Origin of the sequence: Hirschia baltica ATCC 49814 (genome assembly GCF_000023785.1) — a bacterium.
Classification (GTDB): Bacteria; Pseudomonadota; Alphaproteobacteria; order Caulobacterales; family Hyphomonadaceae; genus Hirschia; species Hirschia baltica.
In genome coordinates, this window is sequence record NC_012982.1 from 1,269,738 (window position 1) to 1,285,133 (window position 15,396).

General features: G+C 44.5%; 13 protein-coding genes and 1 tRNA gene. 8 read left to right on the plus strand and 6 right to left on the minus strand.

Going from position 1 to position 15,396, the window contains the following annotated elements; genetic code table 11:
* Positions 1-40 precede the first annotated feature (40 nt).
* The 3 genes from HBAL_RS06000 to sppA all read right to left on the minus strand — a co-directional run bounded on the left by HBAL_RS06000 (position 41) and on the right by sppA (position 3,571).
* The gene (locus HBAL_RS06000; RefSeq protein ID WP_015827043.1) at positions 41-973 is read right to left on the minus strand and encodes an uL22 family ribosomal protein; all 933 of its coding nucleotides are present in this window, start codon (positions 971-973) and stop codon (positions 41-43) included.
* Positions 974-1,133: 160 nt separating this feature from the next.
* Positions 1,134-1,571, minus strand: a complete 438-nt coding sequence (locus HBAL_RS06005) for a TIGR01244 family sulfur transferase (protein WP_015827044.1) — start codon at positions 1,569-1,571, stop codon at positions 1,134-1,136.
* Positions 1,572-1,798: 227 nt separating this feature from the next.
* Positions 1,799-3,571: a signal peptide peptidase SppA gene (gene sppA / locus HBAL_RS06010; protein WP_015827045.1), complete on the minus strand. Its 1,773-nt coding sequence runs from the start codon at positions 3,569-3,571 to the stop codon at positions 1,799-1,801.
* A 339-nt stretch (positions 3,572-3,910) separates the two neighbouring features.
* On the opposite strand from sppA, the gene HBAL_RS06015 reads away from it, so the two are divergent.
* A tRNA-Gln gene (locus HBAL_RS06015) sits at positions 3,911-3,985 on the plus strand.
* Between the two features lie 127 nt (positions 3,986-4,112).
* On the opposite strand, the gene mobA is transcribed toward HBAL_RS06015, so the two are convergent.
* On the minus strand, positions 4,113-4,733 hold the full coding sequence (mobA, locus tag HBAL_RS16280) for a molybdenum cofactor guanylyltransferase (RefSeq protein ID WP_015827046.1): 621 nt from the start codon (positions 4,731-4,733) through the stop codon (positions 4,113-4,115).
* A complete protein-coding gene (locus HBAL_RS06025) occupies positions 4,723-5,910 on the minus strand; it encodes a molybdopterin molybdotransferase MoeA (protein ID WP_015827047.1) in 1,188 nt (395 codons plus the stop codon). The genes mobA and HBAL_RS06025 overlap by 11 nt, the downstream gene beginning before the upstream one ends.
* A gap of 831 nt (positions 5,911-6,741) precedes the next feature.
* On the opposite strand from HBAL_RS06025, the gene HBAL_RS06030 reads away from it, so the two are divergent.
* The 7 genes from HBAL_RS06030 to HBAL_RS06060 all read left to right on the plus strand — a co-directional run bounded on the left by HBAL_RS06030 (position 6,742) and on the right by HBAL_RS06060 (position 12,819).
* Entirely contained in the window at positions 6,742-7,542 is an 801-nt protein-coding gene (locus HBAL_RS06030) for a DUF3450 domain-containing protein (RefSeq protein WP_015827049.1), read from the plus strand.
* Positions 7,543-7,565: 23 nt separating this feature from the next.
* Positions 7,566-8,933 carry a MotA/TolQ/ExbB proton channel family protein gene (locus HBAL_RS06035; protein WP_015827050.1) on the plus strand — a complete coding sequence of 456 codons (1,368 nt, stop codon included), beginning with the start codon at positions 7,566-7,568 and terminating at the stop codon, positions 8,931-8,933.
* Positions 8,934-8,972: 39 nt separating this feature from the next.
* The gene (locus HBAL_RS06040; protein ID WP_015827051.1) at positions 8,973-9,497 is read left to right on the plus strand and encodes a MotA/TolQ/ExbB proton channel family protein; all 525 of its coding nucleotides are present in this window, start codon (positions 8,973-8,975) and stop codon (positions 9,495-9,497) included.
* Positions 9,490-9,888, plus strand: a complete 399-nt coding sequence (locus HBAL_RS06045; RefSeq protein WP_015827052.1) for an ExbD/TolR family protein — start codon at positions 9,490-9,492, stop codon at positions 9,886-9,888. The genes HBAL_RS06040 and HBAL_RS06045 overlap by 8 nt, the downstream gene beginning before the upstream one ends.
* Positions 9,889-9,906: 18 nt before the next feature.
* Positions 9,907-10,311: an ExbD/TolR family protein gene (locus tag HBAL_RS06050; protein WP_015827053.1), complete on the plus strand. Its 405-nt coding sequence runs from the start codon at positions 9,907-9,909 to the stop codon at positions 10,309-10,311.
* A gap of 11 nt (positions 10,312-10,322) precedes the next feature.
* Complete coding sequence (locus HBAL_RS06055) at positions 10,323-10,988, plus strand: hypothetical protein (protein ID WP_015827054.1); 666 nt, start codon at positions 10,323-10,325, stop codon at positions 10,986-10,988.
* Between the two features lie 385 nt (positions 10,989-11,373).
* On the plus strand, positions 11,374-12,819 hold the full coding sequence (locus HBAL_RS06060) for a tetratricopeptide repeat protein (protein WP_015827055.1): 1,446 nt from the start codon (positions 11,374-11,376) through the stop codon (positions 12,817-12,819).
* 299 nt (positions 12,820-13,118) lie between these two features.
* On the opposite strand, the gene HBAL_RS06065 is transcribed toward HBAL_RS06060, so the two are convergent.
* Positions 13,119-15,257 (minus strand): S9 family peptidase, encoded by a 2,139-nt coding sequence (locus HBAL_RS06065; protein WP_015827056.1) that lies wholly within the window; start codon positions 15,255-15,257, stop codon positions 13,119-13,121.
* Positions 15,258-15,396: the final 139 nt, after the last annotated feature.

Consider the following 15,396-nt stretch of genomic DNA (forward strand, 5'->3'; position numbering starts at 1 on the left):
TCATTCTAAATTCCCTACCATAAAGGTAGAGACATGAAGTTTATGGCGCAAACTGATCGGCAAATGCTTTGGCAAGACGTCTGGTCGCGCGCAGCTTTTGTCCAAGAGGCAAAGCAACGGGTGGACCCATGTCAGTCTTGTTAGCATCGACGATAAAAATACGACCATCTTTTGCATCACGCAACACGTCTACACCGCCCCAGTCAAGCTTGATTTCCTTGGTAAAGGCGCGGATCACATCAAGTTCATCTTTTGAGAACACATCTTGAGGGTTTTTGATGAAAACTTCAGTATTTTCATTCAAGAAACGTCTAGATAGAGGGCGACGTTTGATGAATACAAGAGATGGTTCACCATTGACTGTACATGTACGTAGGTCTTCGACTAGCCCGCCGGGAATCTCATTATCCACTAGTCGTTGATAAGCGCGGCCTTCGACGCGGGGAATAGGGCCGGCTATGATGCGCCCATCATGTGCTGCGTTAATCTCTGACTTATCAACGATCATGCCTGTGTAGGTTTCAGGATCGACACCAAGGCCGTATCCGGCGGCACGCTCAAATGCTTCGGCCACGCGAGATTTAGAAATGTCGGTACATTCAAAATTGACTGTTTTTGCATGCTTAGAATGGCCAATAGTTGTTGGCGTGGAGCTTTCAGTTGAATCATCAAACTGCATGATGATGTCAGCGTCTTCACTATCTTTGACAATGCGGGCACCGGCCACATGCAGCACAGGCCAGATCAAATACCAAGGGCGTGGTTGATCGGGAGCAAAAGCGATTTTAGGGCGTTTATGGCCGGAAAGGGCACGCTGAATACGCCATGCCTGTGCAAAGAAGAAGAAGGTGAACCATGTGAAGATGTCATGCAGTAAATGAAAATCAAGACGGATACGATGCCCCGTCTTTTTAACAAGAATGGAATTAGGGCCTTCAACAATAAAGTCTGACGTCCAAATTTTCTTCTTCATACGCAATCAACCATTTTAAAACTAGGTATTCTCAGATTGTGTGTTTCTCTCTTACTTTAAAAAGAAAGTCACGCAAGAATACCGTACACTGTTGAACTTTGAAATGAGGCAGAAATCAGAACAAGCCAAGTGAAACTTATGTGTCATGCCTAATTGCCGCTTATTTGGAGCCAGCTAATTGATTCAAAGTCGGCTCAAGATGAGACAAGTCATATCCAGCCATTTTAGCTTTCTCTATTGCTGATTCTGGTGTTTCAGCTCCGATCTTTACTTGAGCTAATGACCATAGAGAAATTGAACGCGTGCCAGAACGACAATAGGCAAGTACAGGGCCTTCACTTTCCGCGATGGCGTCGTTCAATGCTTTCATTGATTTCATGAAGTCGCCCGGTCCAGAGATTGGGACAGCTTTATAGCCCATTCCAAATTCAGTTGCTTTGGCGTTTGCGGTTGCGCCAGGCATTTGGCCAAAAGTTTCTTCATCAGGGCGATTATTGATGATGAATTTGAAGCCGTCTTCTTGGATGGAAGCAAAATCATCTACGTCGATTTGTGGCGCGACTGCAAAAGATTCTGTTACTTTACGAATATCAGCCATTTTGCCCTCATAAGCTTAATCAATATCTTGAATGTACTAATGTGTATCAAGCATTGCTAAATACGTTTTTACATCGCTAGCGGTTATTATTAACCCAGCAATAAAGCAAGGTCAGAGTTATGATAAAACAAAGTAAGTGAAAACACTTGTTTGTCATAAGCTGTGAAAAGGGGGCAGGTTTTCAAGTCCAGCCCCCTTTTTTTAGATATAGTCCAAGATAGCCTGTTTTAGTATTCTTTAATGACAGGTGCGGCCATCTGGTTGGGCTGAGTTTCCATTGCTTGTATTTGCATGATTGTGGCTTGGATGCGCTCATCACCCATAATTTGGGACAATTGATTGAGAGTATGCATGCTTTGTGCAGACGCTCCCAACATGCTGCCAATTGCTTGAACAGGGTCTTGTTCCGGCGTCATCGATACAAGATTAACCTGCTTGTCTGCATCGATTCCGGCGAGTTGCTTTGCGCCCTCAATGGCGTCAATCAATCCACCAAGTTCATCAACAAGGCCATTTTCTTTGGCTGCGACACCCGTCCATACGCGGCCTTTGGCGATTTCGTGCAAAGCCTCTTGGCTCATGCCTCGGCCATCAGCAGCAAGCCGTGTGAAACGATCATATGTGCGTGCCAGACTTGCCCGCATGGTTGCACGTTGTTGCTCGGACAGGCGTTCTGTAGACGTGTAAATGGATGCATAGGGGCCACCTACATCAATACGAGATGGGTTTACACCAATTTTTCTTAGACCTTCTGCAAGCGCAAATTTACCACCATACACACCGATTGAGCCGGTGATTGTGGCGCGGTTTGCGTAGATTTTATCAGCGCCCATGGAGATATAATATCCGCCTGAAGCTGCAACCGATCCCATAGAGATAACAACTGGTTTGTTATATGTGTTTTGGACATATTCAATTGCATTCCAGATCTGGTCTGATGCCGTCGGGGAGCCTCCGCCACTATCAACACGGAAAACAATGGCTTTAATGCTTTCATCTTTACCGGCGTCGTATATCTGTGATGACACTGTATCTGATGCGATAATCTGCTCTGCATTTGGATTAAAGATGTCACCACCAGATGATCCTGGCATGATACCACCTTCACCGCCAATGAGCGCGATCTTAGGCGCTTTGTCGGCGATTTTTTTCGGTGTGTATTGGGCAATGTCGATCAATTCAGCATTGGGGGCTAAGCCCATTGCATGACGGACAAGATCTTCTGGCCATCCAAGTTTATCGACGAGTCCAAGGTCGAGAGCTTGGTCTGAAGAATATGGGCTGTTTTCCAATACATCGCGCAAAATGGCATTATCGGCCATTTTATCAGCACGGTCATTGGCAATGTCGATGAGGCTAACCTGCCATAATCCTTCAGCCAGTTCGCGCATCGCTTTGGCGTGTGATTCTGTGAAGTCTGTTTCTTTATAGACGTTGGGAGAGTTTTTAAATTCGTGAAATGCTTCAATCTCAGCAGATATGCCCAGATTGTCGAAGAGGCCCTTCAGGAACAAAGTTTCAAGTGAAAAGCCGGGAATAGAGAGGTCGCTACCTGCTTGTAGCCAGATTTCATCACTGGCTGATATAGCGCGATAAGCTGCTGGACCACCAACGAAGAAGCCTTGAGAATGTGCAAGGACAAATTTATCATTGGCTTGGAGCTTTTTAATTGCGCTTCTTATTTCTTCAGCGCGAGAAGAGCCAAATCCCATTTCGCTTGCACGTAGAACGACACCTTTGACATGATCATCTGTGGCAGCGCGATCTAGTTTTGTGAGGATATCAACAAAACTTGTTTGCCCAAAGAGGGAGGCTAGACCATCAGTTGGCTTCTGATCAGGGTATTCATAGCGCATATCAATTTCTAAGATAACAGCGCCCTTAGGAGCAACATCTGAGGCGTTTCCGCTCACAAGAGTCAGGATGAATATGGGGAGGGCGATGAAAAATAGAATCAATGCGAGAAATCCACCCGCGAATGATAGAAGAAGCGTTTTCATGTGTTTCCAATTCGTAACTAACACACCTGTTTTGCTTTTCCATCAAATGGCACGGCTTCAGGTCTGAATTATAGCGATTATCGATAAATATAGGTGTAAGTTTTACAAATTGAAAGGGAAGAATGTGTGATTTCCATTAATATGGCGGATTGTTTCATCAATTTCACGTGATTCACCCTTCCGTCTGCAAGTGATCCGGCGGTGGGAATAGGGAAATTAGAGGATTGATAAGTTTAAGAAAATCGCTGTTTTTTCGAATATCACCGTATTTTTCTTATTTCAGAGCAAAAAAAGTATTGCATTCCAATTTAAGGTTAGTTACTTACAGCGCTCCTTTGTTGGGGCATCGCCAAGTGGTAAGGCACCGCTTTTTGGTAGCGGTATTCCCAGGTTCGAATCCTGGTGCCCCAGCCAAGGTTTTTAAATTTTTCCTAGAATATATTATTGGCGTTTATGCCGACTTTCCGTGCTCGCATTGTGCAAGAAGTCACGCATGTTTGGCTATCTTGTGTTGGATGTTTGGGTCTGTAGTCCGCATTGGCTAAAGCCGCTTCAATATTTCCTCGGCTTCTTTTAAATCATCCAATGTGTTTACGTTGAAAAATGGGTCGTAGGTTTGAGTATCCCATTCAACTTTAATAATGCCGCAGTCGAGTGCGTTTCGTTTCAGACTTAATTGGCCTTTATCCGCATTGGTTTGCAGTTGCATTAAATGGGATGTCTGCCAGAGCGAGCACACTGGATGTAATGACTCATTGCTTACAGGCATTGCAATACTGTCCGATCCTTTAGCGGCTGTGTTTAATCGCGTTAGAAGATCATCTGGTAGGAAAGGGCAGTCGCATGGGAGTGTTAGCATGCTGTCATACCCATGAATTTTGCACCATTTCAGCGCTGCTATCACGCCGCCCAATGGGCCATTAATATCCGGCTCATCTATAATTTGCGGAATGCCTACTGAATCAATCTGATTCTCATATGCAAGTTGAATAGCGATATTAGATCCATAAAAGGCTGCACGTTCCATTGTGTATTCTAATAATGGCTTCCCGTTTAAGCGCTTGTCATGCTTGCTGCCGCCAATGCGTCGTCCATCGCCGCCAGCAAGAATAATGATCGCAGTTTTACCGGTGGATTTTAAGGTGGCGCTATCAAAAGTCATAGATGATGACTTTTTCACCGACCTGAACTTCAGGCGCATTGGGAAGCCTTCTTATCAGGATATCAGCTCTAGCTAGGACAGATTGCGCACTGGAGTCTTGGTTGGTGAATAAGCAGACCTTCTCATCCTTTATATAGCCTCTCATGAAATTTTCTCGATTGCCATTTTGGGGAATAGGCATTGAGGTTTCCATCTGTCTGGGAGCTGATCCTGCTTTGTTATCGCGTCCTGCTAAACCTAAAAGGAGTGGTTTTAAAAATAATCGTGCTGTCACTAAAGCTGATGTTGGGTTGCCGGGTAGACCAAGGATAATGGTGTTTTTAACTTTTGCACACCAGACAGGTTTTCCGGGTTTGATAGCAACTTTTGAAAAGATAAGCTCCATGCCGTGGTTTTCAAACATGGCTTTGGCATAGTCCTTTTCGCCGACAGACGCGCCGCCAGTTACGATGACAATATCAGCATCGTGTATGGCTGAAGCGGCCGCTTTTTCCAGCAATTGGGGCGAATCATTCAAACTTTCGGAGCGGATGACGTCGCCGCCATTGGCTTTTATATAAGCACTGATTCCAAAAGAGACGCTTTCAGGGATGGCTCCTGGGTGTAAATGTGCTTGTCCGGGCGGCTTTAATTCATCGCCAGTCGCGAGAATGACGGCCTTGGGGGTGCGAATGACTTTCACGCTCTCCCGATCCGCTGCGGCAGCAGTTGTCATTGCGCGCCATGAGAGGTGCGTACCTGCTTTGAGCAAGGTGTCGCCGGCTTTGAAGTCGGAGCCTTTTTTTCGAATATTACGCGATTCTGAAACGGGTGATTTAATAATGGCGATATCGCCATCTCGTTCTACATTCTCTTGTATGATAACGCGATCAATACCAGCTGGAACTGGCGCACCTGTGAAAATTCTAACGCAGCCTGTTTGGGTAAATTGTGGAGGCGGTGGAGAGCCTGCAAAGCTTTGGGCTAATATCGGCAACCGAACAGGTAGGTTGGTGAGATCGGAATCACGCACACCATAACCATCCATAGCTGACACATCTTGGGATGGTGCATCGGATCTTGAGGTTAAATTGTCGGCCAATACCCTGTTGGCAGACGTTTCAAAAGAGACTTCTTCATAAGGCAGTGGTTGGGCTAAATTATGTATCCTCTGGAGGGCTTCATCAAATGAGATCATCGGATACCTTATGTATTAATATATGTGGTAAAATGGTGGTTATATATGGCAAAATTATATCCTACAAATATACGCGCTGTAGAAATTGAGTTTTTCGTATGAGGGTCAGATTGCGCCTGCGTCATTTGCCTAATAGTGAGAAGCATCTTTGCATGTAATGTGTGCAATTAATTGTATGGTTGCTGATACTTTTCTTATCAATTTGCTGTGTGAATGGATAGTTTTGTTGAACAGTCATTTGAATGTCAAGAAAACCTAATATAGGCATGTTGTGGACTGTTGGGAATCGAGAATAAGGGGGTGAAACTCCTTACTAGGGTGCCCAAAGTGAAAATAGTGTAATTTTTTGTTGGAAGAATTTTAGAGAAAATTGAATTTGTTTTTTTTCATTTAAATCGGAAAAGTAAGCGATTTAGTGGTTGGTAATGATAAATTTGGTGTGTTTTTTGTGTGAAGTTGATAAAAAAGCAGTTGAGCATGTTAAAGACATATTGATTGGAATGATTACTTGTTGTTAGCGTTCAGTTGCCTTACGGCGATTAATATCGCATATGGACAAATTCGGTATGCAATTTACCTTAGGGTTAATTGCTGAGGGAGAATTAGAAGAGCATACAAATAGATATGCTCCGATTGCGGTGATTCAGGTGAGTTCATCATTTGAAATTGTCGGGAACTATTGTTGAATTTCATTGGACGTTTTGCAAAACAGCATGCATTAACGTTCAGGGATATTGGGGGAGCAGAGTGTTTCCCCCTCTAAAATAGAGTTAAGTTTTCGAACGGTGAGGGCATAATGCATCGCCGTGTCGGGGAGTTGAGAGGCAAGACATGAAACGGTTTATCAAACCGGTGCGTGCAGCGTTCATGGCGTCCATTTTGGCGTCTGTTGCGACACCGGCTTTTGCACAAGCAGATTTAGCTGGCGCGATTAGCGTTGGTGAAGCAGCGACGCGTAAAGCAGAGCAAACACAAGAGCGCATCAATCAGTTGGATGATGAACGTTCTGACATGGTTCGCGAATTCCGCACGCTATTGCAGCAAAAAGATGCCGCTGCACTTTATAAGCGTCAGCAAGAGCGCGTTGTTGCGTCTCAAGAAAACGAGCTGAAAAGCTTGGAAGAGCAACTTGGTCGTGTAGAAGAAATCAAGGCGCAAATGGTGCCTATGATGGAAGACATGATCGCAGCAGCGAAAATGTTTTATGCAGCTGACCTTCCTTTTAAGGATATGACAGAAGACGGTAAACTGGACGTTCGTGCAGACCGTTATGCAAAACTTGACGACGTTATGGGTCGCGGTGATGTATCTCCAGCTGAGCGCTACCGTTTGATCATCCAAGCTTTCCAAAGCGAAATGGAATACGGTCGTACAATTGATGCCTACACAGATGACATCACATTGGCAGACGGTTCAGTGAAAACTGTTGACATCTTCCGTTATGGTCGTGTTGCGATGGTTTACATCACAAAAGATCGTAATCAACTTGGCCGTTGGGATCGCGAAACACAGCAGTGGGTAGATCTACCTTCAAGCTATAAGAGTGAAGTTCTTAAAGGCATTCGCATCGCTGACAAAGTTGCAACACCAGCAATCATGATGGCTCCGGTCGTCAAATTGTCTGCTCAGTAACGCCGAAAGTGAGATTTACTGATATGAAACCGATTAAATTTTCGATCAAAGCAATGGCTGCTGCAGCCATTCTAATGACTTCGACCGCTGGTGCTGCGTCTGCTCAATCATTGAGTGATGTTGTTGCTGCAATCAAAAAAGACTCAAGCACTTTGAACGCCGAGAACACACGTCGTTTGAACGAATTTAAAAGCGCGCGTGACCAACAAGCTTCTCAGTTGGCTGCTGCTCGTGCTGAAGTTCGTGCAGAAGAGGCAGCTGGACAAGCTCTAGCTAACCAATTTGCTGCAAACGAAGAAGTTCTTGTTGGACTTCAAAGTGAACTACAAGAAAAAGCTGGTGACTTCTCTGAATTGTTAGGTCAATTCCGTACAGCAGCTGGTGAGATTGACCCGCTATTGCGTCGTTCAATCATCTCTCAAGAATACACAGGCCGTGCAGAAGCTTTGTCTGACATTGCTCAAGCGCGTACACTTCCAACACGTCAACAGCTCGACCTTCTATGGCGTGCAATGTTGCAAGAAGTTGTTGGTCAAGGTGAAGTTAAGTCTTTCCAAGCTGTTGTTGCTAACGAAAACAACAATGAACCTGTATCTGTTTTCCGTGTAGGTCCATTTACAGCTTTCACAGACGAATCTTCTCCTAAATTCCTAGATCTTGATGCTGGTAAATTTATTGCGTTTGCTGCGCAGCCATCAGGTGCTTTGATGTCTGGTGCTCAAGCATTACGTTCAGCTGGTGAAGGCAAGCTGGTTGCAGCTCCTGTTGATCCATCTCAAGGTGACTTGCTTGGTCTTTTGGCTAACATGCCTAAACTTGGCGACCGTATTAAACAAGGTGGTCTACCTGGTTATGTTGTTCTAGGTCTTCTAGCTATCGGTCTTGTAATTGGTATCTACAAACTTGTAACACTTACAATGATTGGTGCAGCAGTTAAGAAAACAGCTCAAACAAAACAAGCTGGTTCTTCAAACCCATTGGCACGTATCTTCCAAGCATTCGAAGACTCGAAACAAGATGATGTTGAAGCTCTAGAACTTCGTTTGGATGAAGCCATCCTTAAAGAAACACCTAAGATTGATAGCTTCGTGAACTTGATCAAAGTTCTAGCTGCTGTTTCTCCGATGATGGGTCTTTTGGGTACTGTTGTTGGTATGATCCGTACATTTACTCAGATCACTCTGGTTGGTACTGGTGACCCGAAAACAATGGCTGATGGTATCTCGCAAGCGCTTGTAACGACTGTTGAAGGTCTTGTAGCTGCTATCCCGCTTATTCTTCTCCACGCATTCGTGTCTGCTAAGGCAAGAAGTGTTCAGCAAGTGCTCGAAGAGCAAGCTGCTGGTATGGTTGCAGAACGCGCAGAGCAAAAGGGCGGTGCCCGGGTTTAATCCCGGGTTCTTCCCCTTTTTTAGAAAAGGGAGGTTAACATGCCATTTTTTCCAGACAGTCTTAACGGCTTCTTGGACAGAGGTGGACCGGTTCTTTTCATTATTATGGCGGCGGCCTTCGTTATGTGGGCCCTCATCCTTGAGCGTGTTTTCTACTTCCGTCTTTCACACAAAGACGTTGTTGCAAACGCACTAGAGAAATGGGACAGCCGTAAGGACCATACATCTAAATATGCGCATTGGGTTAAAGACAAAATCGTTTCAGAAGTCCGTCAGGAAGCTCAAGCGAATGTTGTTTTGTTGAAAGCTGTTGTGGCTTTGGCACCAATGCTTGGCCTTTTGGGAACAGTGACAGGTATGGTCAATGTTTTTGATTTGATGGCTATCACTGGTTCGTCTGACGCGCGTGCTATGTCTGCTGGGGTGTCGCGTGCGACTATTCCAACAATGGCTGGTATGGTGATTTCTATCTCAGGCTTGCTCTTCACTATGGATCTTGATCGTAAGGTTCGTCGTGAGGTTGCTAAAGTCGAAGACCAAATGGAGATTCACGAGGATGCGTAGACGTAAAAAGCCCGTCGACGAAGCTGAAGTTGATATGACACCAATGTTGGATGTTGTGTTCATTCTTCTGATCTTCTTTATCGTGACATCGACATTCCTAAGCGAACAGGGGATGGATTTGACGCCACCGCCTCAAAGCGATGGTCCACCACCACCTCAGGCTAAAGCAATCAGTATCTATGTGGATGAAGGCAACTTTATTCGTGTGGATGGACGTTTCACTGATATCTCAGCCGTTCGTGCGAACATTGAACGTAAGAAAGCTGAATTCCCTGATATCAGCGTTGTTGTTCAAGTTCACCCTGAAGCTAAGAACCTGTACGCGCTTAAGGTTGTTGATGAGGCAAGACTTGCCAATATCGCCAACGTTGCGTTCGTCGGTTCAGAGTAGGATCGGAAGGAGTCTGTTATGGCTAGAGAAAGTCGTATTGCACCCGAAGAAGACGCTGAAGTTGACTTGACGCCAATGTTGGACGTTGTGTTCATTCTTCTTATCTTCTTCATTGTGACAGCTACATTTGTGAAAACACCTGGTGCAACAGTTGAAAAGATTGACCTTAAAAAGGTTGCTCCGATCAATTCACCCATCATGGTTGCTTTGACAGCTGACGATGAAATCTGGATCAATAGAAAAGCCGTGAAAATGCGCGAAGTTTATGCTACTATGCAAGAGATGGTAGAAGACAATTCGTCCGGCGAAGCTATGATCTTGGTTGATGGTCAGAGTACAACCGGTGTTCTACTTGAATTGCAGTCAAATATGATGACTGCTGGTGTTAAGAGTATTAACATCTCAACAGAACCCCAGAGTTAGGAGAGGATAAGATGTTTTCGAATCCAATCGTACGTTTCGGTGTAGGTATTCCAGTAGCAGCAATATTGTCAGTCGCTTTATTCATGCTTATGGAAAACTTGATCCGCATTAAAGAAATTTGCCCACCGGGAGCAGTGATGAGCCCGGCAACTGGTAAATGTGTTAAAGCAGATCAACGTAGCCTAAGAAATATCTTTGCGGAGAAGGCAACTGTAGAGCAGATCCGTTCTACCCGTAAAGCGCCTAAGAAACTCGACAAAGCTAACAAACCACCACCGCCCCCGAAAATGGCAGCAACGAAGCAAAACATTGATTTGCCGAAAGCTAACATTCAAGGTGCGGCTCCAACTGAGATCAAGTTTGAGCGTGTAACAGGTATCAATATTGGTGCTGTTTCCGTGAGTGACCGTGATGCTCAGCCAGTGCGTCCACCAAACACAGGGCCGATTTTGCGTGCAATGCAACGCATCGGGAAATCTGCCGAGTGTGAAGTGTCACTGGATGTGGATGTTCAAGGTCAACCTTATAACGTTGTCGCAACCTGTAACGTAAGCCAGTATGAAAGTGCTGCAGCTAAGGCTGTGGGGGCGACTGAGTTCGCACCTAAAATTGTTAAAGGTAAAGCTGTTGGTCGTAAGGGTGTTGTGTATCCTTTCGAGCTGAAGATGGCCGAGTAAATAATATGCGCAGTGGCCGTATAATTGGTCGCTGCGCATAAATTACTATCTTTTTAGAGATAGTGTTGACTGAATTTTGGTAAATCAAGTGGGCAAGGGCATATTATCGCCTAGAATCATAGATAGATTTGGCCGCAAAGTTTATAGATGTTTTGAAGATTGAAGTCGCCGAAGTGACGAGCGCTCCAGCTTTTAGAATATCGAATTAGTCGTTTTGTTAGCGCAAAAGACTGGAATAATTGGTTGTTGTGACGTGTTTCACATTAAGGCCAATGAAAATTTAGCCACGGGTGCGTTCTTGTGATGGTGAGTCATTTTGGAGCGCTTCGAGTAGAATTTTGTAGATGTGGATGCATATTCATATCTTATCGTTTGGAGGAAAACGATGCGTTTGAAAAAACTGACATGTGGAGCAGCCGTGGCATTGGCGATGGCTGTGATGGTGCCAAGTGCTATTGCTCAAGCTGTGCCGTGTGAAGAAACTCAGTTCACTGCCAAAGCAGGACAAGCTTACCTAGATGCTGAGAACGCATATTTGACTGAAGGACAGTTGGAAACAGCGAAGTCCTTGATGACAAAGCTAAAAGGTATGACGCTTAACTGTTATGAGCGTTCAGCTGTTATTCGTCTTTCTGCTGGTATTAACGTTAAGTCTGGTGATTACAAAGCTGCTATTCGTGACCTCGAAGAAGCGCTGCCAACTTTCACTGGTGAAAACAGAACTGAGACTCTTTACAATATTGCTCAGCTATACTTGCAGACTGATGACAATAAAAATGCCGCTGCAAAGCTTGAAGAATGGATTGCATCTGGTGCGAAGCCAACAGGTCAGCAATTTATGCAAATGGCGACATTGTATCAGCAATTGGGCGACAATAACAAAGCGATCAAATATCTAGAAGCAATGCTAAACAAGGATGCAAATCCTTCTAAGCAAGCTATTGATTTTGCTGTTTATCTCTACAATGAAACTGGACAAAAAACGAAACTTGCCAGCTTCTTGATGAACAAAGTTATTCCAAGCTTCCCTGCTGAGAAAAAATACTATGAAGTGATGTCTTCTCTTTATTACGAAGATGAAAACGATCACAAAGCATTTGAAGTTGTGAAAGCAATGTATCTTGCAGGCTTCCTCAAAACTGAGAGTGAAGTTATGCGCGTTGTAAACTTCTACAATGCATTTAATTCTCCATTTGAAGCCGCTAAGGTTATGGAAAAAGAGATGAATGCGGGTCGCATTGAAGTGACAGCTGAAAAGCTGGATACTTTGGCGAATCTGTATCAAGTTTCTCGTGAATATGATCGTGCTATTCCTGTCATTCAGAAACTCGCTAAGCTAACAAATAGCGGTAAATCTTATGAGCGTCTTGGTCGTTCTTACTTTGAAATGGGTAAGAATGAAGAAGCTGAAAAGAACCTTCGTTTGGCCTTAGATAAAGGTGGAATGAAGGAACCTGGTTTTGGTTGGGTTCTGATCGGTCAGATCAAACACAAAGAAGGTGATCGTGCCGGTGCACGCACAGCTTTCTCAAACGCTGCCAAACTCGGCGACCGTGGTGGTCGTGGTTGGTTAGACTTTATGGCTTCAGAAGATGAAACAAAGCGCGCACTTGCTGAGTTTGACCTTCGTGTTGCTGTTGAAGAGCTGAAAAACGTCAAGAAAGCATGTAAACTTACTGAAGTTCTAGGTGGTGAGCCTGCTGAAGAATGTAAAACAGTTGATGCTAGAATTGTTGAAGCTGCAGCTAAACTTGGTGAAGATGCTGAAGGTAAAAAGCTTGTTGCAGAAGACACAGCAGCAAAAGAAGCAGCTGAAGAAGATGATGCATAGTCGACACAAATCTTGAATGCTGTCGGTTTTTAAGGCTGTATAAAAGATGATGATAAAAAAAGGCCGATAAGCATTTGCTTATCGGCCTTTTTTTGTTTTGAAGGGGCTTTTTTTGTTTTGAAGGGGCTTTATTTGTATTGTGGCTTTTCGTTTCAATACTGCGTTGTTGATACAAAAAAACTGGAGCCATTTTGATGGCTCCAGCTTAATTTTGTGAAGATCAAACTTGGATTGATGAATGTTAAACCCTAGAAACTTCAAACAATTAGATCAAATAGGACATACCAAATACTGGTCTCTTATTTGGATAGATCCAGTGTATCACCAGCTTTGCCAACACTTGCTAAAGCAAAGGCATATTCTATCGCTGTTTCTTTAAGCCCTTCAAACCGGCCAGATGCACCGCCATGTCCGGCACCCATATTAATGCGGAGGAAATATGGACCTGCATTTGGGGCTTCATGGCGAAGTGCTGCAACCCATTTTGTTGGTTCCCAATAGGTAACGCGTGGGTCTGTTAGACCGCCTGTAATCAACATGGTAGGGTAGGCGCTGTCAGTGATATTATCATAAGGAGAATAGGCTAGGATTGTATCATAATCTTCGCTGCTCTTAATCGGGTTACCCCATTCTGGCCATTCTGGTGGGGTTAGTGGAAGTTCTGTATCTGACATGGTGTTGATGACATCTACGAATGGAACTGCGGCGATGATACCAGCGAATAAATCTGGGGCCATGTTAGAAACGGCACCCATTAATAGGCCACCTGCAGAGCCGCCCATGCCAACAATTTTGCCTTTTGATGTGTAATTCTGGTCGATCAGATATTCACCAGCTGAAATGTAGTCTTTGAAAGTATTCGTTTTTTTCTCACGTTTCCCATCTAGATACCATTGATAGCCTTTGGCTTGGGATCCGCGAATATGAGCGATAGCGTACACAAATCCACGATCAACAAGAGATAATCTGCCGGAGCGGAAATCAGCATCTATTGTGATTCCGTAGGAGCCATATCCGTATAGTAAAAGGGGTGCACTACCATCTAATGGCGTGTCTTTGTGTCGAAGAATTGTGACTGGAATGCTCTCACCGTCATGAGCGGGTGCCATGACTCTGTTGACGATGTAATCACTTGGTGTGTGCCCAGACGGGATTTCGCGTGTTTTTAGTAGGGTTTTTTCACGTGTCTCTATATTGTAGTCATGTGTTTGATCCGGCGTGGTCGGAGACGCATAATATAGACGGATTGTGTCGGTGTCATACTCATATCCTGTGCTGCTGGATATGTCATAAGCTTCCTCTTCAAATGCGATCTCATGCGTGTCGCCGGTTTCACGAGATGTAATCGATAGGCGAGGGAGGGCATCTTTGCGTTCTTCGACAATGAGCCAATCTTTTAAGGCGCTTATGCTGCTTATGAGTGTGCCCGGTTCATGAGGGACAACTTCTGTCCAGTTCTCGCGGCTGCTGGAATCATATGGCGCGGACATGATTTTGAAATCAACAGCGCCATCTGCATTCGTTTTGATAAAGAATTGATCGTTATAATCAATGACGTCATATTCGATGTTTGCTGAGCGGGGCGCGATTGTGTGGTATTGGGTCGGCTTGTCGCTGTCTGCTCTGATATAGTGATATTCGCTAGTTGTGTGGTCGCCCGTGCGAATGAATATGAACGCGTCAGACTGGCTTCGGCTTACGCCAAGAAAATAGCCTGAATCTTTTTCGTGAAACACAAGTGCGTCAGTTGCTTCGCCAAGTTTTCTGAAGAATATTTTTTCAGGACGATTGTTTTCGTTTCTGTCGATCCAATAAAGTGAATTTGAATCTGCACCCCAAGTGAATGATCCATAAGTGTTTTCGATAACCGTATCTAATTCTTCACCTGTGTTAAGATCTTTTACGCGCAGCGTGTAAAATTCAGATCCTTTGTTATCTACAGTGTAGGCGATTTTGGAGTGGTCTGGGCTGTGAGAAACTTGACCAAAGTCAAAATATTCTAAGCCGTCTCCCATTAGATCGCCGTCCAGCAATATAACTTCATCTGAATCACTGCTGTCAGTAAAGGCTGTCGCAGCTGGTTTACGCGCATAAACGGGGTATTCGCCGCCTTCACGAAATTTGTGATAATAGGCCCATTCCCCATCAATCATTGGAACGGATGAATCATCTTCTTTGATCCGGCCTTTCATTTCTTCAAATAATTCAGTTTGAAGCACGGTTGTTGGTGTTTCTAAAACTTCTTTTGTGAAAGCATTTTCTGCTTCGATATAATCGCGAATATCTTGCTTTAACACGCTTGGTGTTTGCATGACTTCTTGCCAATTATCATCGCGAATCCAAGCATATGGATCAGTTCTTGTGCGGCCAACTTGCTCTGTGACTTTATCTATACGCTGTGCAATTGGGGGCGTGGGCCAACTGGATTGATCAACCATTGTATCGGTGCTCGTAGAATTAGAATGAATTGGTGGGGATGAGGCGATTGGCTCGGAATGCTGGGTTTGGTCTGATGTTGCGCAATTGGCCAAGACGAGCATTGAGCTTGCTGCGAGAAGAGTCCGTATCATGATTTCA